Source organism: Rhodovulum strictum (assembly GCF_009649175.1).
GTDB classification, from domain to species: domain Bacteria; phylum Pseudomonadota; class Alphaproteobacteria; order Rhodobacterales; family Rhodobacteraceae; genus Rhodovulum; species Rhodovulum strictum.
This window is the reverse complement of the sequence record NZ_WJPO01000005.1, coordinates 118,559-134,734: the sequence shown is the minus strand read 5'-3', so window position 1 is coordinate 134,734 and position 16,176 is coordinate 118,559. Positions and strand designations below refer to the sequence as shown.

Below are 16,176 nucleotides of genomic sequence, written 5' to 3'. Positions count from 1 at the left end.
GATGGACATGGACAGGATCTGGATGGCGCTCGATGCCCGGGCGCGCGCGGTGGCCGAGCGGCCGATTTCGGCACTGTTCGAGGATCCCGGCCGCGCCGCCGCCTTTTCGGCGCGCGAGGGCGACATGCTGTTCGACTATTCCAAGACGAATATCGACGCCGAAACGCTGGAATTGCTGCTGAACCTTGCCGAAGCCGCCGGCCTTGCGGCTTGCCGCGAGGCGATGTTCACCGGCGCGAAGATCAACGAGACCGAGGGCCGCGCGGTACTGCATACCGCGCTGCGCGCCCCCGGCGGGTCGGTTCAGGTCGACGGGCGCGACGTGATGCCGGAACTGCGCGCGACGCTGGCGCGGATGCGCACCTTTGCCGAAATGGTCCGCGGCGGGCAATTCGCGGGGCAGGGCGGCGCGATCACCGATGTTGTGAATATCGGCATCGGCGGATCCGATCTGGGCCCGGCCATGGCGGTGCAGGCGCTGGCACCCTTCCATGACGGGCCGCGCTGTCATTTCGTCTCGAACGTGGACGGCGCGCATGTTGCCGACACGCTGAAGCGGCTGAACCCGGAAACGACGCTGGTGATCGTCGCCTCCAAGACCTTCACCACCATCGAGACGATGACCAATGCCGAAACCGCGCGGGACTGGATGGCCGCCCGCGTCGCCGATCCGGCCGCGCAATTCGTGGCGCTGTCCTCGGCGCAGGAGCGGACGCAGGCGTTCGGCATCCCGGCCGGGCGGGTCTTTGGTTTCGAGGATTGGGTGGGCGGGCGCTATTCGGTCTGGGGGCCGATCGGGCTGTCGCTGATGCTGGCCATCGGTCCCGACCGCTTCGACGATTTCCTGTCGGGCGGCGCGGTGATGGATGCCCATTTCCGCAGCGCGCCGCCGCGCGGGAACCTGCCCGTCCTGCTGGCGCTGGTCGGGCTCTGGCATGCGCAGGTGCTGGGTCATCCCACCCGCGCGGTGCTGCCCTATGACCAGCGTCTGGCGCGGCTGCCCGCCTATCTGCAACAGCTGGAAATGGAATCGAACGGCAAGGGCGTGACGATGCAGGGCACCCGCCCCCTGCGCCCCACCGGCCCCGTGGTCTGGGGCGAGCCCGGCACCAATGGCCAGCACGCATTCTACCAGTTGCTGCATCAGGGCACCCAGGTCGTGCCCTGCGAATTCCTGGTCGCCGCGCGCGGGCACGAACCCGACCTGGCGCATCATCACCGCCTGCTGCTGGCCAATGCGCTGGCGCAATCCGCCGCACTCATGCGCGGGCGCAGCCTAGACGAGGCGCGCGCCATCGCGGCGCGGGCTGGCCATGCGGGCGACGAGCTTGAGCGTCAGGCCCGCCATCGCGTCTTTGCGGGCAACCGGCCCTCTACCATGCTGATCTATCCGCAACTGACTCCGCAGGTGCTGGGCCGGATCGTGGCGCTTTACGAGCACCGGGTGTTTGTCGAGGGCGTGATCCTTGGCATCAATTCCTTTGACCAGTGGGGGGTCGAGCTTGGCAAGGAACTGGCGACCGCGCTGGCGCCGGTGATCGCGGGCACCGATCCGGGCGCGGGGCTTGACGGTTCGACCCGCGCGCTTCTGCAATTCGTGGCGGAATTCGAGTCTCGGCCCCAGGAGGAGGGAAGGTTTCGTTAAGGATTTCCGGGTAGCGTTCGATCCGAACGTGGAGTCTGTATCCAATGGCGACCTGTCGGGAATGTGGAAAGGTTCTGGGGCTGTTCGGCGCGAAATCCGGCGCCCTGTGCGAGAATTGCACGCTGGTCCTTGAGGCGGAGCAGATGTTCCACGACATCAAGGCGCTTGAGGAAAAGGGCCTGAGCCGCGAGCAGATCGCGGCGGCCGTCTGGAAACGCGACAGCGCTCAGGGCTGATTTCTGCCGGCCGTCATGTTCGGTCAGTCCGCTGCCGGGCGGTCAATTGCCCATGTCGCTGGTCCGCGCGGCCTTCTCGGCCAGCCCCCCGGTCCCCTCGCGCCGTTCCAGTTCGGCCAGCACCGCATCCAGCGTCACATCGCGCGAGGCGAGCATCACCAGCAGATGGTACAGCACATCCGCCGCTTCCGCGGTCAGCCGGTCGCGATCGCCCCGCACCGCCTCGATCACCGCCTCGACCGCTTCCTCGCCGAATTTCTCGGCGCACTTCTCGGGGCCGCGGGCCAGCAGCTTTGCCGTCCAGGAACTGTCGGGATCGGCCGCGCGGCGCGCCGCAATGGTGGCCGCCAGCCGTTCGAGCGCGTTCATGCCAGCCTCACGGGCACACCGGCCGCCGCCATATGTGCCTTGGCCTCGCCGATCGTGTAGGTGCCGAAATGGAAAATCGAGGCCGCAAGCACCGCGCTGGCCCCGCCCAGCGTCACGCCCTCGACAAGGTGATCCAGTGTCCCCACGCCGCCCGAGGCGATCACCGGCACATCGACCGCCGCGACGATGGCGCGGGTCAGGTCCAGATCGAAGCCCGATTTCGTGCCGTCCTGGTCCATGCTGGTCAGCAGGATCTCGCCCGCGCCGAATCCGGCCACGGTCGTTGCGAACTGCACCGCGTCGATGCCGGTGGCCTTGCGCCCGCCATGGGTGAAAATCTCCCAGCGGCCCGGCGCAACGCGCTTGGCGTCGATCGCGACCACGATGCACTGGCTGCCGAACTGCCCGGCCGCCCGGCGCACGACTTCGGGATCGGCGACCGCGGCAGAGTTGAAGCTGACCTTGTCGGCCCCTGCCAGCAACAGCGCGCGCACATCCTCGCCCGAGCGCACGCCACCGCCCACCGTCAGCGGCATGAAGCATTGCTCCGCCGTGCGCCGCACCACGTCGAACATGGTTCCGCGGTTCTCGTGTGTGGCGTGGATGTCGAGAAAGCACAGCTCGTCCGCGCCTGCCGCGTCATAGGCCCGGGCCGCCTCGACCGGGTCGCCGGCATCGACGAGATCGACGAAATTCACACCCTTGACCACGCGGCCATCGGCGACATCAAGGCAGGGAATGATCCGGGTCTTGAGCATGCTCGGCTCCTTTCGCGCCCTCATAGCCCGGGCGCGCGCGCAAGGGAAGCGTGGCAGGCGGGGCGCTGCCCCGCACCCCGGGATATTTCGGGCCAGAAGAAGCAAGCAGGGGTCTTTTCCGACCCCGGATAGCGGGATTAGTGGGACAATCGCACCCGCGATGAAGCCAGGGCCGATGTCTTCGGTTCCATCGCGCGCTTCTGCAACCCGACGCGGCGTCATCCCGAGCCATCAAGGCGCCATCGGTTCAAGTCCGGTGGCGAATGCCGTCCGCATTGCCAGCAACGAGGGCGCCGAATTCTGGCGCGCGGTGATGACGAGCCGTGCAACCGGGGCAGTCAGGACGGTCTGGCGCACGGAATCACCCCGGCGCCGATCCTGTACGAAACCGGTACAGCGGCCGACCTGGTCGCGCATTTCACGCGGTCTGGTTGGAGACCGGCTGCCGATGGCCCTGAAAAAATCGTCCTGAAACAGATGGCTGCACGGCAGGCGGGGGCAACCGGATTTGCGGCCTGCGCCCGTGAACCTTTCCTTAACCGTTTCCTCGAATCCTCGGGGGGCTCGAATTTGACTTGAAATGTTCTCGTTTTGATCCGATAGATTGGAGAACGGGAAGTGAACACGAGCGGTCATTGCCGCCCGCTTTGCGGTGTGGAATAAGGATGGGAAACATGGGCACAGCGAGCCTTCTTGACATGGTGGACAAGCGCAGTTCCGACAAGCAGAAGGCGCTCGACTCGGCGCTGGCGCAGATCGAGCGGCAATTCGGCAAGGGCTCGATCATGAGGCTCGGCGCCGACAACCCGGTGGCCGAGATCGAGGCGACCTCGACCGGGTCGCTGGGGCTGGATATCGCGCTGGGGATCGGCGGGTTGCCCAAGGGCCGGATCATCGAGATCTACGGCCCCGAAAGCTCGGGCAAGACGACGCTGACGCTGCATTGCGTGGCCGAGGAACAGAAGAAGGGCGGCATCTGTGCCTTCGTCGATGCCGAACATGCGCTGGACCCGATCTATGCCCGCAAGCTGGGCGTCGATCTGGACGAATTGCTGATCTCGCAGCCCGATACCGGCGAACAGGCGCTGGAGATCGTCGATACGCTGGTGCGCTCGGGCGCGGTCAGCATGGTGGTGGTCGACTCGGTTGCGGCGCTGACGCCGAAATCGGAACTCGAAGGCGACATGGGCGACTCGAATGTCGGCGTGCAGGCCCGGCTGATGAGCCAGGCGATGCGCAAGCTGACGGCGTCCATCAGCCGGTCGAAATGCACGGTGATCTTCATCAACCAGATTCGCATGAAGATCGGCGTGATGTTCGGCAGCCCCGAGACGACCACGGGCGGCAATGCGCTGAAATTCTATTCCTCGGTGCGGCTCGATATCCGCCGGATCGGCGCGATCAAGGACCGCGACGAGGTGGTGGGCAACGCGACCCGCGTCAAGGTGGTCAAGAACAAGGTGGCGCCGCCGTTCAAGCAGGTGGAATTCGACATCATGTATGGCGAAGGCATCTCGAAGACCGGCGAGCTGATCGACCTGGGCGTGAAGGCCGGTGTGGTCGACAAATCGGGCGCCTGGTACTCCTTTGGCGACGAGCGCATCGGCCAGGGCCGCGAGAATGCCAAGCAGTTCCTGCGCGATCACCCCGAGGTGGCGCTGTCGATCGAGGACAAGATCCGCGCGGCCCATGGGCTGGATTTCCACATGGGCGCCGAGGATGGCGACGAGGTGATGGAAGCCTGAACCGCCGCCCCGCGCAAGGCCCGGCCCGCCAGAGCGATCCGGCGGGCCTTTTCCATGGCGCGCTGCCGGTCGCTTGACCGCGGGGGCGGGCCGCAGTAGCCAGCGCCCATGGCCCGCGCACCGCTTCTGCAACTTTCCGGCATCTCGCTGAATTTCGGCGGCAACCCCGTCTTTGACGGGCTCGATCTGGTGATCCAGCCGGGCGACCGTGTGGCGCTGGTCGGCCGCAACGGGTCGGGCAAGTCGACGCTGATGAAGGTGATGGCCGGGCTGGTCGAACCCGATGCGGGGGCGCGCACGCTCTCGCCCGGCATGACGGTCGGCTATATGGAGCAGGATCCCGACCTGTCGGGCTTTGCCACGCTGGGCGATTTTGCCGCCGCCAGCCTGCCGCCGGGCGAGGAATACCGCGTGGCGATGGTGGCCGAGGGGCTGAAATTCGACCCCGCGACCCCGGTTGCGACCGCCTCGGGCGGCGAGCGGCGGCGGGCGGCGCTGGCGCGCCTTCTGGCCGAGGCGCCGGCGCTGATGCTGCTGGACGAGCCGACCAACCATCTGGACATCGAGGCGATCGGCTGGCTGGAATCGCAACTGGCCGAGACGCGCTCGGCCTTTGTGCTGATCTCGCATGACCGGGCGTTCCTGCGCGCGCTGGCCCGGGCGACGCTGTGGATCGACCGCGGCGAGGTGCGCCGCCAGGAACGCGGCTTCGAGGCGTTCGAGGAATGGCGCGACCGGATCTGGGCCGAGGAGGACGAGGCGCGCCACAAGCTCGAACGCCGGATCAAGGCCGAGGGGCGTTGGGCGGTCGAGGGGATTTCGGCCCGGCGCAAGCGCAACCAGGGACGGCTGCGCGCGCTGGCCGCGATGCGCGAGGACCGCGCGGCGATGATCCGGCGGCAGGGCACGGCGGCGATGGCGCTTGAATCGGGGCCGCAATCGGGCAAGCGGGTGATCGAGGCCCGCGCGATCGCGAAACGCTTCGGCGAACGCATCATCCTGCGCGAATTCAGCCTGCGCATCCATCGCGGCGAGCGGGTGGCGCTGGTCGGCCCGAACGGGGCGGGCAAGACGACGCTGTTGCAGATGCTGACCGGCGTGCTTGCGCCCGATAGCGGCGAGGTCAGCCTGGGCGCGAATGTGCAGATGGCGGTGTTCGACCAGAACCGCACCGCGCTCGACCCCGAGATGACACTGTGGGAAAGCCTGACCGGCGATCCCGAGATGCGGGTTTCGGGCAAGGCCGATCAGGTTCTGGTGCGGGGCCAGCCGAAACATGTGGTCGGCTATCTCAAGGAGTTCCTGTTCGACGAGGCGCAGGCGCGCGCGCCGGTCCGCTCGCTCTCGGGCGGCGAACGGGCGCGGCTGCTGCTGGCGCGGATCATGGCGCGCGAGTCGAACCTGCTGGTGCTGGACGAACCGACCAACGATCTGGATGTCGAGACGCTGGATCTGTTGCAGGAGTTGCTGTCCGACTATGACGGCACGGTTCTGATGGTCAGCCACGACCGCGATTTCCTGGACCGCGTGGCGTCCACCACGATCGCGATGGAGGGGGACGGCCGCGCCATTGTCTATGCGGGCGGCTGGTCGGATTACCGCGCGCAACGCAACGCGCCGATGCCCGAGCCCGCGGCCGGAACGCCGCGCCCGCAGCCGTCGAAACCCGCCGCCGACCGGGTAAAGAAGGAACCGGCGCAGGGGCTCAGCTTTACCGAACGGCACCTGCTTGACCGCCTGCCCGCCGAGATCGAACGGCTTGAGGCCGAGATCGGCAAGCTGGCCGCGCTGCTGGAGGATGCCGATCTGTTCACCCGCGAGCCGGTGAAGTTCCGCAAGGCATCCGAGGCGCTGGCGGCGCGGCAGACCGCATTGGCCGAGGCCGAGGAAGAATGGCTGGAGCTTGCCGCCAAGGCCGAGGCCGCCGGTCGCTGAGCCGTTCCGCCCCGTTGCGGCGCCGCCGCTTTGCGCTTACACCCGGGGGGCCGGAAAGCTGGAGGGTATCGGGTGACACGGGTTCTTGATGCGGGCCGCGCAGGCGCGGCCAAGGGCGAGGCGGATCGGCTGGTGATCTTCCTGCATGGCTATGGCGCGAACGGGGCCGATCTGCTGGGGCTCGCGCAGCCGCTGGCGCCGCACATGCCGCGCACCGCCTTTCTGGCCCCCGATGCGCCCGAAAGCTGCGCGGGCGTGCCCTTTGGCTATCAGTGGTTCCCGATCCCCTGGATCGACGGCTCGACCGAGGAACAGAGCCGCGAGGGCATGTTGCGCGCGGTGGACGACCTGAACGCCTGGCTCGATGCGGTCGCCGCGGAGGAAGGGATCGGGCCGCGCCAGACGGTGCTGTTCGGCTTTTCGCAGGGCACGATGATGGCGCTGCATGTGGGCGCGCGCCGTGCGCCGCCCTGTGCCGGGATCGTGGGCTTCTCGGGGCGGCTGCTGGCACCGGAACTGCTCGAGGACGAGATGGTGGCCCGCCCGCCGGTGCTGCTGGTGCATGGCGATGCCGATGACGTGGTCCCGATCGAGGCGCTGCCCGAGGCGGGCAATGCGCTGAGCGAGGCGGGCTTCGACGTCTATGCCCATGTGATGAAGGGCACCGGCCACGGCATCGCGCCCGACGGGCTGAGCGTGGCGCTGGCCTTCATGCGCGACCGGCTTATGATCGACCCGACCTGAGGTCGGCAAGCTGCGTCAGGCGTTCAGCAGCCGGTCGGCGATCACCGCGGCCGAGGTGCGGTTGTCCACGCCCATCTTGTGGAACACCTGTTCCAGATGCTTGTTCACCGTGCGCGCGCTGAGGTTCAGGATCTCGGCGATGTCGCGATTGGTCTTGCCACGGGTCAGCCAGAACAGCACCTCGGCCTCGCGGTCGGTCAGCCCGAAGGCCTGCGCCAGTTGCGCCTCGTTCTCGCCCTCGCCATGGCGGCGGATGCGCAGGATCACCTCGCCGGGGTTCTGGCCCAGATAGCGCAGGGCGAGCCCCGCGCCCGCAAAGGGCGGCGCGCTGGAAATCGGCTGATCGGCCAGCCCGGCCAGCCAGCGCGCCAGCGCGGGCAGGGCGCGCCCCTCGGCCACCAGCATCCGTCCCTCGGGGGTTTCCAGCAGCGCCAGCGCCCCGGGCGAGCCCCAGGCCAGCCGCCCGTCCGGCGCAAAGGCCAGCACGCTCTGGCCCGCCTGTTCCAGCGCCGATCGGGCCGAGGCGACGGCGCGGGCGTTCAGGACATGGGTGATGATGCGCGCGATCAGTTCGTCCACCACCACGGGCTTGGCGATGTAATCGACCCCGCCCGCGCGCAGCCCCTTCAGGATATGTTCGGACTCGGTCAGCCCGGTCATGAAGATCACCGGCGCGGGTTCGGGCCGCGGCCCGGATTTCAGGATGCGGCAGGTCTCGAACCCGTCCATGCCGGGCATCATCGCATCCATCAGGATCACGTCGGGCCGCACCCGCCGCGCCAGGTCGATCCCCTCGGGACCGGAACGTGCGACCAGCACCGTCATGCCGTTATCCTCCAGCGCCGCGGAGATCAGCCCCAGCGTTTCGGGGGCGTCGTCGATCACCAGCGCGATCGAGCGGGCGGGCAGGGCCGGGGGAAAGCTCTCAGGCAGCATCGCGGGTCATCTCCTTGAGCAGGCGCAGGATCCCGGCCATGTCGAACTCGGCCAGCCGGTCGCGCAGCCGCGCCAGCGTCGCGGGATCCAGCGCGCCATCTGCGTCCAGCGCGTCCAGTTCGCGCCTCACGCCCGCGGCATGGCCGATCCCGGCCAGCCCCTGAAGCCGGGTCAGCGTCTCGGGCGCGATGGCGGGGGGCGGGGCGACCGGCGCGGTCTCGGCGGCGAAGGGGTCGTCGAAGACCAGTTCGATCTTCATCAGATCCGCCAGCCGCACCAGCACGTCGCGCAGCGAATAGGGCTTGACCACGAAGGCATCATATTGCCCTTCGCGGTCGACCGGCATCCGCGCCTCCAGCGCGTGGCCCGTGACCATCACGATGGGCGTCGATCGGTGCTCGGGCCGGGCGCGCAGCCGCTGCGCCAGTTCCCAGCCATCCATTCCCGGCATGTCGATGTCGAGCAGGAACAGGTCTGGCGCGCAATCGTCCAGGATACCCAGCGCGGTTTCGGCATCGGGAACGGTCTGCACCAGAAACCCCATCGGCCGCAGTACGGTATCCAGCAGCCGCAGATGGTCCAGATCGTCATCGACCGCCATGATCGTCTTGCGCGGCCCCAGATAGCCCCGTGCCTTCAGCCGCTCGGGCGCGGGCGCGGCGGCGCGGGGCTGGTCGGCCTCGGGCAGCACCGAGGGCAGCATCAGCCGCACGCGAAAGGTCGTGCCCTCGCCCGGCACGCTGTCCACGGTGATCTCGCCGCCCAGGATCTCGACCAGCAGCCGCGTGATCGTCAGCCCCAGCCCCGAGCCCGGCCCGCCGCCCCGGGGCGTCAGCCGCTCGAAGGGTTTCCAGATCCGGTCCAGTTGATCGGGCGCGATGCCGATGCCGGTGTCGCTGACCTCGATCACCGCCACCTCGTTGCGATAGCGCACGCTCAGCGACACCGAGCCGCGCTCGGTATAGCCGATGGCGTTCGACAGCAGGTTGATCAGGATCTGGCGCAGCCGCTTCTCGTCGAAATCGATCCATTCGGGCAGATTGCCGCTGGTATGGATGCCGAAATCCAGCCCCTTCTCGCGTGCAGGGGCCTCGAAGATCGCCGCGACATGGCGCAACAGGATCGGCAGGTTGATCCGGTCGCGATAGATTTCCAGCCGCCCGGCCTCGATCTTCGAGATGTCGAGCAGGTTCTCGATCAGCCCCGCCAGATGTTCCGAGCCGCGCCTTATCGCGCGCACCGCCTCGCGCCGCCCGGCCGGGATCTCGGGGCTGTTTTCCAGCACCTGGGCAAAGCCGTAGATCGCGTTCAGCGGCGTGCGCAGCTCGTGGCTGATCCCGGCCATGTAGCGCGTCTTGGCCAGGTTTGCGGCCTCGGCCTTTTCCTTTTCCTTCTGCAACTGGGCATCGGTGCGCTCATGCGCCCGGATTTCGCGCAGCAGCCGCTGGGTTTGCAGGTCGGCCTCGTCCCGGGCCTTGTGCTGGCTTTCGATGGCCAGGATCAGCGTCCAGGCGATCACCCCGATCACCACCAGCGCGGTGCAGAAGATCACCGTCAGCACCGCGTCCAGATCGGGGCTGGCGGCATGCGCCCGCACCAGCAGCAAAAGCCCCCCGATGATCGCCGCCGGAATCGCCGTGCCGATCAAAAAGACCGACAGCCGCGACATCAGCGCGCGTGCCACCGGGTCGGGCAGGGCCGCGTGCAGCATCCGCACCGCCAGCGCATCGACCCGGCCATGCGGCTTGCAACTGTCCCGGCAGGAACTGTCCAGCGTGCAGCACAGCGAACAGATCGGCCCGGCATAGAACGGGCAATGGGTCATGTCCTCGGCATCGAAGCGGTATTCGCAGATCGAGCATGCGCAGGTCGCGCCCGTCTCGTGCCGCGCGGGGGCAGCGAACTGGGGCAGCGGGCGGGCGATGTAGAACTGCCCGCGCGTGGCCCAGGCGATCACCGGCGCCATGCCGAAGGCGGTGCCGAGCGCGATGAAGGCCGACAGCGCCTCGGCCGTTTCGCCCATCAGCCCGCCATGGGCGACAAAGGCAATCACCACCGCGCCGCCCATCGCCCCCATGCCGACCGGGTTGATGTCGTATAGATGCGCGCGGCGGAACTCGATCCCCCGCGGGCTCAGGCCGAGCGGCTTGTTGACCACCAGATCCGCGGTCAGCGCCCCGATCCAGGCCAGCGCGACATGGGAATAAAGGCCCAGGATATGTTCCAGCGCCCCGAACACGCCCAGTTCCATCAGCATCAGCGCAATCGCGACGTTGAACACCAGCCAGACCACGCGGCCCGGATGGGAATGGGTCAGCCGCGAGAAGAAGTTCGACCAGGCGATGGAGCCGGCATAGGCATTGGTCACGTTGATCTTGAGCTGGCTCAGGATCACGAAGGCCCCGGTCAGCGCCAGCGCCAGCGCGGGCGAGGCCAGAACCTGTTCGAAGGCGGTGTGATACATCCGCGTCGGATCGGTGGCGTCCCTTGCAGGCACGCCCGCCGCGACCACCAGCGTCACCAGAAAGGATCCCGCCAGCATCTTGGCCACGCCCAGCACCGACCAGCCCGGCCCCGCGGCCAGCAGCGCCGCCCACCATTTGCGCCGCTCGGCCCGCGTCTTGGGTTCGGGCAGGAAGCGCAGGAAATCGACCTGTTCGCCGATCTGCGCGATCAGCGACAGCGCCACGCCCGAGGCCGCGCCGATCATCAGGATCGTCGCCCCCTCCTTGCCATGGGCGCCGTCGAACCCGGTCCAGACGCCCAGATCGGTCCCCGCCCAGGCGAGAAAGGCAAAGGGCATCAGGTGCAGCACGATCCAGAACGGCTGGGTCCAGGTCTGGAACGCCGAGATCTTGGAAAACCCGTTCACCACCAGCGGGATCACGATCAGCGCCGACAGGATGTAGCCAAGCGTGACCGGGATGCCGAAGCACAGATCCAGCGCCAGCGCCAGGATCGCGGCCTCGAGCGCGAAGAAGATGAAGGTGAAGCTGGCATAGATCAGCGAGGTGACGGTCGAGCCGATATAGCCAAAGCCCGCGCCGCGGGTCAGAAGGTCGATATCGACGCCGTAGCGCGCGGCGTAATAGCTGATCGGCAGGCCGGTCAGGAACAGCACGGCCCCCACCAGCATGATCGCGATGATCGCGGCATCAAAGCCGTAGGTCAGCGTGATCGCGCCGCCGATTGCCTCCAGCGCCAGGAACGAGATCGAGCCCAGCGCCGTGTTGGCAACCCGCGCATGGCTCCAACGGCGCGCGCGGCGCGCGGTGAAGCGCAGCGCGAAATCCTCCATCGTCTCGTTGGCGACCCAGCGGTTATAGCTGCGCCGCCCGCCGGTCGCGCTGAACGGAACCTGCATGTTCCCTGTCATCCCGTCATGCCATACCGCCCGGGCGTCGCCCGGCGGTCACCCACCGCAAGGGATGATAGGTGGAAAAACGCGCAGTCCCATACGTCATTCGACGTATACTGCACTGCGGCATTCTCTGCGAGCCTTCAGGTCACGGGCGGGGATCACACCCGCCGCTCTCCCACACACGGACCAGTCTGATCTGACAAGGAGGCGAGATGACCGATTTTTCCAAACCCACCATGCCGGGCATGAGCCGGCGCGCCGTTCTGGCCGGCGGTGCCGCGCTGACCGCATCGCTGTTTGCGCCGAGGGGGCTGCGCGCCCAGGACTTCCCGACTGCCGCGGTCAACACGACCGGGCTTGCCGTCACCGACAGCACGGTGACCATCGGCATCCTGCATTCGGTCACGGGCACCATGGCGATCTCGGAAACCGGCTCGGTCCAGGCCGAGAAACTGGCCATCGAGCAGATCAACGCGATGGGCGGCGTGCTGGGCCGCAAGATACAGTTCATCCAGGAAGACGGCGCCTCGGACTGGCCGACATTCGCCGAAAAGGCGCGCAAGCTGCTGGTCAACGACAAGGTGGCCTCCGTCATGGGCTGCTGGACCTCGGCCAGCCGCAAGGCGGTGCTGCCTGTGTTCGAACAGCATAACGGCATGCTCTACTATCCCACCTTCTACGAGGGGCTCGAACAGTCGCCGAACGTGATCTACACGGGCCAGGAAGCCACCCAGCAGATCATTGCCGGGCTCGACTGGGTCAACCAGACCAAGGGCGCGAAAAGCTTCTACCTGCTGGGCTCGGACTATATCTGGCCGCGCACCTCGAACAAGATCGCCCGCAAGCATATCGAGAACTTCATGGAGGGCTGCGAGGTCGTGGGCGAGGAATACTACCCGCTCGGCCACACGCAGTTCAATTCGGTCATCAACAAGATCAAGCTGCGCAAGCCCGACGTGATCTATGCCATCGTCGTCGGCGGCTCGAACGTGGCCTTCTACAAGCAGCTCAAGGCCGCGGGCATCGACCCGACCAAGGAATCGCCCATCGTGCTGACGATCTCCGTCACCGAGGACGAGATCCGCGGCATCGGCGGCGAGAATGTCGAAGGCTCCTATGCCTGCATGAAATACTTCCAGTCGCTCGACAATCCCAACAACATCGCCTTTGTCGATGCGTTCAAGAAGATGTGGGGCGCCGACATGGTGATCGGCGACGTGACGCAAGCCGCCTATCTGGGGCCGTGGCTGTGGAAGGCGGCGGTCGAGAAGGCGGGCAGCTTCGACATCGACAAGGTACGCGAGGCCTCGCCCGGCATCGAGCTTCCGACCGCGCCCGAGGGCTATGTCAAGATCCACGAGAACCATCACCTGTGGTCCAAGACCCGCGTCGGCCGGGCCCGGGCGGACGGGCAATATGACGTGGTCTTCGAGACCGCCGATCTGGTCGAGCCCGATCCGTTCCCGGAAGGCTACCAGTAAGCGGCGCACCCGCGCGGCCCGGCAGAAGTCCCGCTGTCCGGGCCGCGTTCCCCCTACCTTCCCGTGCCTGGAGGATTTCCGATGTTTGCCGGCTATTCCGCGGGCGAGCTCACCGCGATCTTCGCGATGCAGGGCTTCGCCGGTCTGATACTGTTCTCGGTCTTCGTGCTGATGGCGCTGGGTCTGGCGATCATCTTCGGCCAGATGGGCGTCATCAACATGGCGCATGGGGAGTTCATGATCCTCGGCGCCTATGTCACCTATCTGGTGTCCAACGCCTTCGCCACGCATCTGCCCGACCTGTTCTCGATCTATTTCTTCGTCGCGATGGTGCTGGCCTTCCTCGCCTCGGGTGCGCTGGGGATGCTGGTGGAATGGGGGTTGATACGGCATCTTTATCGCCGCCCGCTGGACACGCTGCTGGCGACCTGGGGGCTGAGCCTGATCCTTCAACAGATCTACCGCTCGGTCTTTGGCGCGCGCGAGGTGGGCGTCACCATTCCGAACTGGATGATGGGCTCGCTGCCGCTGACCGACATGATCGAGGTGCCGATCAATGGGCTCTTCGTCATGGTGCTGGCGGTCGGGATCTCGGTTTCTATCTATGCGCTGATGTTCCGCTCGCGCTGGGGCCAGCAGGTGCGCGCGATCAACCAGAACCGGGTGATGGCCGGTGCGGTCGGCATCAATACCGAACGCACCGACCGGCTGACCTTCGGCATCGGCTGCGGGATTGCGGGCGTGGCGGGATCGGCATTCACCATGATCGGCTCGACCGGGCCGACCTCGGGCCAGCTTTACATCGTCGATACCTTCCTCGTGGTCGTCTTCGGCGGCGCGGGCAGCCTTCTGGGCACGATCGCCTCGGCCTTCACGATCAGCCAGGCGCAATCCGTCCTCGAATTCTTCCTCTCGGGCTCGATGGCCAAGGTCATCACGCTTCTGGTGGTCGTCGGCATCCTGATGCTGCGCCCGCAGGGCCTGTTCGCCCTTAAACTCCGCAAGTGAGGGAAGACCCATGCAAAGCGACCGCAAGACCCGCTTCCTGACCCGCGAAGAGGCGATCTATTTCGGCCTGCTCGCCGCAGTGATCTTCCTGATCCTGCCGATGGCGCTGGACAGCTTCCGGCTGAACCTGTTCGGCAAGTACCTGTCCTATGCCTTCGTCGCCATCGGCCTTGTGCTCTGCTGGGGGGCTGGGGGAATCCTCAGCCTCGGGCAGGGGGTGTTCTTCGGGCTTGGCGGCTATGCCATGGCGATGTTCCTCAAGCTCGAAGCCTCGACGCCCGAGGCGACCGCGATCCAGTCCACGCCGGGCATCCCCGACTTCATGGACTGGAACCAGGTCACCGCGCTGCCCTGGTGGTGGGAGCCGTTCAACTCGCTGGCCTTCACGCTGGTCGCGGTGGTGGCGGTGCCGGTGGCCTTCGCCTTCATCATCGGGGTCGCGATGTTCCGCCGCCGGGTGGGGGGCGTCTATTTCGCGATCATCACCCAGGCCATCGCCGCGATCCTGACCATTCTCATCATCGGCCAGCAGGGCTTTACCGGCGGGGTCAACGGCATCACCGACCTGCGCACGCTAAAGGGCTGGGACATCCGCAGCGACGAGGCCAAGGAAATCCTCTACTTCGTCAATGCGGGGCTGCTCTTCGCCTGCCTCTTCGCCGCGCAATATGTCCGCCGCTCCAAGCTGGGCCGCCTGCTGATCGCCATGCGCGACCAGGAGGACCGGGTGCGTTTCTCGGGCTATGACGTGGCCAGCTTCAAGGTCTTCGTCTTCTGCCTTGGCGCGGCCTTCGCTGGCATCGGCGGCGCGATGTTCACCCTTCAGGTCGGCTTCATGTCGCCCACGCTGGTCGGCATCGTGCCCTCGATCGAGATGGTGATCTTTGCCGCCGTGGGGGGGCGCCTGTCGATCCTGGGCGCGGTTTATGGTACGCTTCTGGTCAACTGGGCCAAGACCACGCTTTCGGAAAGCTTCCCCGAACTTTGGCTTCTGGGCCTCGGCGCGCTGTTCATCGCGGTCGTGATGTTCTTTCCGAACGGGCTTGCCGGGCTCTGGTCCGAACAGGTCAGGCCGCGCCTGCGCAAGCTGTTCGCCGGTCGCGGGGCAGGGGCCACGCCCCCCGCCGCGCCGGTCCCCGCCAATTCCGCATCGGCCCCGGACCGCCCGGCGGCCAAGGCCGCAGCCGAGTGAGGTGATCCCATGTCAATTCATCAGACCAGTTTCGTACTGTCGGTCGAGGATCTGACCGTCTCCTTCGACGGGTTCAAGGCGGTGGACGGGCTGACCTTCTATGTCGAGCCCAACGAATGCCGGGTGATGATCGGGCCGAACGGTGCGGGCAAGACCACCGTTCTGGACCTGATCTGCGGCCGGACTAGGGCCACAAGCGGCTCGGTCCGGTTCAAGGACCAGGAATTGCTGACCATGCGCGAGGACCAGATCGTTCTGGCCGGCGTGGGCCGCAAGTTCCAGACGCCCTCGGTCTACGAGGATCTCAGCGTCTTCGAGAACCTCGAACTCAGCTATCCGCGCGGCCATTCGGTCTTCGGCTCGCTGTTCTTCCGCCGCGATGCCGAGGTCAAGGCGCGGATCGAGGAGATCGCCGAGACGATCTTTCTGGCCGATCTGCTGGACGAAAAGGCCGCCTTTCTCAGCCATGGCCAGAAGCAATGGCTGGAAATCGGGATGCTGCTGATCCAGGATCCCGAACTTCTGATGCTGGACGAACCCGTTGCCGGCATGTCGGTGGCCGAGCGCAAGAAGACCGCAGAGCTTCTGAACCGCATCATCGACCACCGCTCGGTCATCGTGATCGAGCATGACATGGGCTTTGTCGAGGATATCGCGACCCGCGTCACCGTCCTGCACCAGGGCAAGACCCTGTCCGAGGGCAAGATGGACAAGGTCAAGAACGATCCCAAGGTCATCGAAGTCTATCTGGGCCATTGAGGAGGGC

The 16,176-nt window shown here is 66.7% G+C and carries 14 protein-coding genes; 9 read left to right on the top strand and 5 right to left on the bottom strand.

Annotated elements, in window-relative coordinates:
• Nucleotides 1–7 precede the first annotated feature (7 nt).
• Nucleotides 8–1,645, top strand: a complete 1,638-nt coding sequence (pgi, locus tag GH815_RS05425) for a glucose-6-phosphate isomerase (protein ID WP_153747740.1) — start codon at nucleotides 8–10, stop codon at nucleotides 1,643–1,645.
• A gap of 44 nt (nucleotides 1,646–1,689) precedes the next feature.
• The gene (locus tag GH815_RS05420) at nucleotides 1,690–1,881 is read left to right on the top strand and encodes a hypothetical protein (RefSeq protein ID WP_153747739.1); all 192 of its coding nucleotides are present in this window, start codon (nucleotides 1,690–1,692) and stop codon (nucleotides 1,879–1,881) included.
• 42 nt (nucleotides 1,882–1,923) lie between these two features.
• Here the strand turns inward: GH815_RS05420 and GH815_RS05415 are convergent, their stop codons facing one another.
• The 3 genes from GH815_RS05415 to GH815_RS05405 form a co-directional block, all read right to left on the bottom strand.
• Nucleotides 1,924–2,250 carry a phosphoribosyl-ATP diphosphatase gene (locus tag GH815_RS05415; protein ID WP_153747738.1) on the bottom strand — a complete coding sequence of 109 codons (327 nt, stop codon included), beginning with the start codon at nucleotides 2,248–2,250 and terminating at the stop codon, nucleotides 1,924–1,926.
• Complete coding sequence (gene hisF / locus GH815_RS05410; protein WP_153747737.1) at nucleotides 2,247–3,008, bottom strand: imidazole glycerol phosphate synthase subunit HisF; 762 nt, start codon at nucleotides 3,006–3,008, stop codon at nucleotides 2,247–2,249. Before hisF ends, GH815_RS05415 begins: the two co-directional genes overlap by 4 nt.
• A 231-nt stretch (nucleotides 3,009–3,239) precedes the next feature.
• Nucleotides 3,240–3,644 (bottom strand): hypothetical protein, encoded by a 405-nt coding sequence (locus tag GH815_RS05405; RefSeq protein WP_153747736.1) that lies wholly within the window; start codon nucleotides 3,642–3,644, stop codon nucleotides 3,240–3,242.
• Between the two features lie 38 nt (nucleotides 3,645–3,682).
• Between GH815_RS05405 and recA the strand changes: the two genes are divergently transcribed.
• The 3 genes from recA (at nucleotide 3,683) to GH815_RS05390 (ending at nucleotide 7,432) form a co-directional block, all read left to right on the top strand.
• Entirely contained in the window at nucleotides 3,683–4,753 is a 1,071-nt protein-coding gene (recA, locus tag GH815_RS05400) for a recombinase RecA (RefSeq protein ID WP_153747735.1), read from the top strand.
• Between the two features lie 108 nt (nucleotides 4,754–4,861).
• Nucleotides 4,862–6,688: an ABC-F family ATP-binding cassette domain-containing protein gene (locus GH815_RS05395; RefSeq protein WP_153747734.1), complete on the top strand. Its 1,827-nt coding sequence runs from the start codon at nucleotides 4,862–4,864 to the stop codon at nucleotides 6,686–6,688.
• A gap of 72 nt (nucleotides 6,689–6,760) precedes the next feature.
• Nucleotides 6,761–7,432 carry an alpha/beta hydrolase gene (locus GH815_RS05390; protein WP_343030668.1) on the top strand — a complete coding sequence of 224 codons (672 nt, stop codon included), beginning with the start codon at nucleotides 6,761–6,763 and terminating at the stop codon, nucleotides 7,430–7,432.
• Between the two features lie 15 nt (nucleotides 7,433–7,447).
• Here the strand turns inward: GH815_RS05390 and GH815_RS05385 are convergent, their stop codons facing one another.
• A complete protein-coding gene (locus GH815_RS05385) occupies nucleotides 7,448–8,368 on the bottom strand; it encodes a response regulator transcription factor (RefSeq protein WP_153747732.1) in 921 nt (306 codons plus the stop codon).
• Nucleotides 8,358–11,732 (bottom strand): hybrid sensor histidine kinase/response regulator, encoded by a 3,375-nt coding sequence (locus GH815_RS05380; RefSeq protein ID WP_153747731.1) that lies wholly within the window; start codon nucleotides 11,730–11,732, stop codon nucleotides 8,358–8,360. Before GH815_RS05380 ends, GH815_RS05385 begins: the two co-directional genes overlap by 11 nt.
• Before the next feature lie 209 nt (nucleotides 11,733–11,941).
• On the opposite strand from GH815_RS05380, the gene urtA reads away from it, so the two are divergent.
• The 4 genes from urtA (at nucleotide 11,942) to urtD (ending at nucleotide 16,169) form a co-directional block, all read left to right on the top strand.
• Nucleotides 11,942–13,210, top strand: coding sequence for an urea ABC transporter substrate-binding protein (urtA, locus tag GH815_RS05375; RefSeq protein WP_153747730.1), 1,269 nt, complete (start codon nucleotides 11,942–11,944; stop codon nucleotides 13,208–13,210).
• A gap of 81 nt (nucleotides 13,211–13,291) precedes the next feature.
• Nucleotides 13,292–14,218 (top strand): urea ABC transporter permease subunit UrtB, encoded by a 927-nt coding sequence (gene urtB / locus GH815_RS05370; protein WP_153747729.1) that lies wholly within the window; start codon nucleotides 13,292–13,294, stop codon nucleotides 14,216–14,218.
• A 10-nt stretch (nucleotides 14,219–14,228) separates the two neighbouring features.
• Complete coding sequence (gene urtC / locus GH815_RS05365; protein WP_153747728.1) at nucleotides 14,229–15,410, top strand: urea ABC transporter permease subunit UrtC; 1,182 nt, start codon at nucleotides 14,229–14,231, stop codon at nucleotides 15,408–15,410.
• 9 nt (nucleotides 15,411–15,419) lie between these two features.
• Nucleotides 15,420–16,169, top strand: coding sequence for an urea ABC transporter ATP-binding protein UrtD (urtD, locus tag GH815_RS05360; protein WP_153747727.1), 750 nt, complete (start codon nucleotides 15,420–15,422; stop codon nucleotides 16,167–16,169).
• Nucleotides 16,170–16,176: the final 7 nt, after the last annotated feature.

What these genes read in the sequence shown, in the direction of transcription:
- pgi (WP_153747740.1), top strand. Translation starts at nt 8, where the DNA reads ATGGACAGGATCTGGATGGCGCTCGATGCCCGGGCGCGCGCGGTGGCC.
- GH815_RS05420 (WP_153747739.1), top strand. Translation starts at nt 1,690, where the DNA reads ATGGCGACCTGTCGGGAATGTGGAAAGGTTCTGGGGCTGTTCGGCGCG.
- GH815_RS05415 (WP_153747738.1), bottom strand. Translation starts at nt 2,250, where the DNA reads ATGAACGCGCTCGAACGGCTGGCGGCCACCATTGCGGCGCGCCGCGCG.
- hisF (WP_153747737.1), bottom strand. Translation starts at nt 3,008, where the DNA reads ATGCTCAAGACCCGGATCATTCCCTGCCTTGATGTCGCCGATGGCCGC.
- GH815_RS05405 (WP_153747736.1), bottom strand. Translation starts at nt 3,644, where the DNA reads ATGACCGCTCGTGTTCACTTCCCGTTCTCCAATCTATCGGATCAAAAC.
- recA (WP_153747735.1), top strand. Translation starts at nt 3,683, where the DNA reads ATGGGCACAGCGAGCCTTCTTGACATGGTGGACAAGCGCAGTTCCGAC.
- GH815_RS05395 (WP_153747734.1), top strand. Translation starts at nt 4,862, where the DNA reads ATGGCCCGCGCACCGCTTCTGCAACTTTCCGGCATCTCGCTGAATTTC.
- GH815_RS05385 (WP_153747732.1), bottom strand. Translation starts at nt 8,368, where the DNA reads ATGCTGCCTGAGAGCTTTCCCCCGGCCCTGCCCGCCCGCTCGATCGCG.
- GH815_RS05380 (WP_153747731.1), bottom strand. Translation starts at nt 11,732, where the DNA reads ATGCAGGTTCCGTTCAGCGCGACCGGCGGGCGGCGCAGCTATAACCGC.
- urtA (WP_153747730.1), top strand. Translation starts at nt 11,942, where the DNA reads ATGACCGATTTTTCCAAACCCACCATGCCGGGCATGAGCCGGCGCGCC.
- urtB (WP_153747729.1), top strand. Translation starts at nt 13,292, where the DNA reads ATGTTTGCCGGCTATTCCGCGGGCGAGCTCACCGCGATCTTCGCGATG.
- urtC (WP_153747728.1), top strand. Translation starts at nt 14,229, where the DNA reads ATGCAAAGCGACCGCAAGACCCGCTTCCTGACCCGCGAAGAGGCGATC.
- urtD (WP_153747727.1), top strand. Translation starts at nt 15,420, where the DNA reads ATGTCAATTCATCAGACCAGTTTCGTACTGTCGGTCGAGGATCTGACC.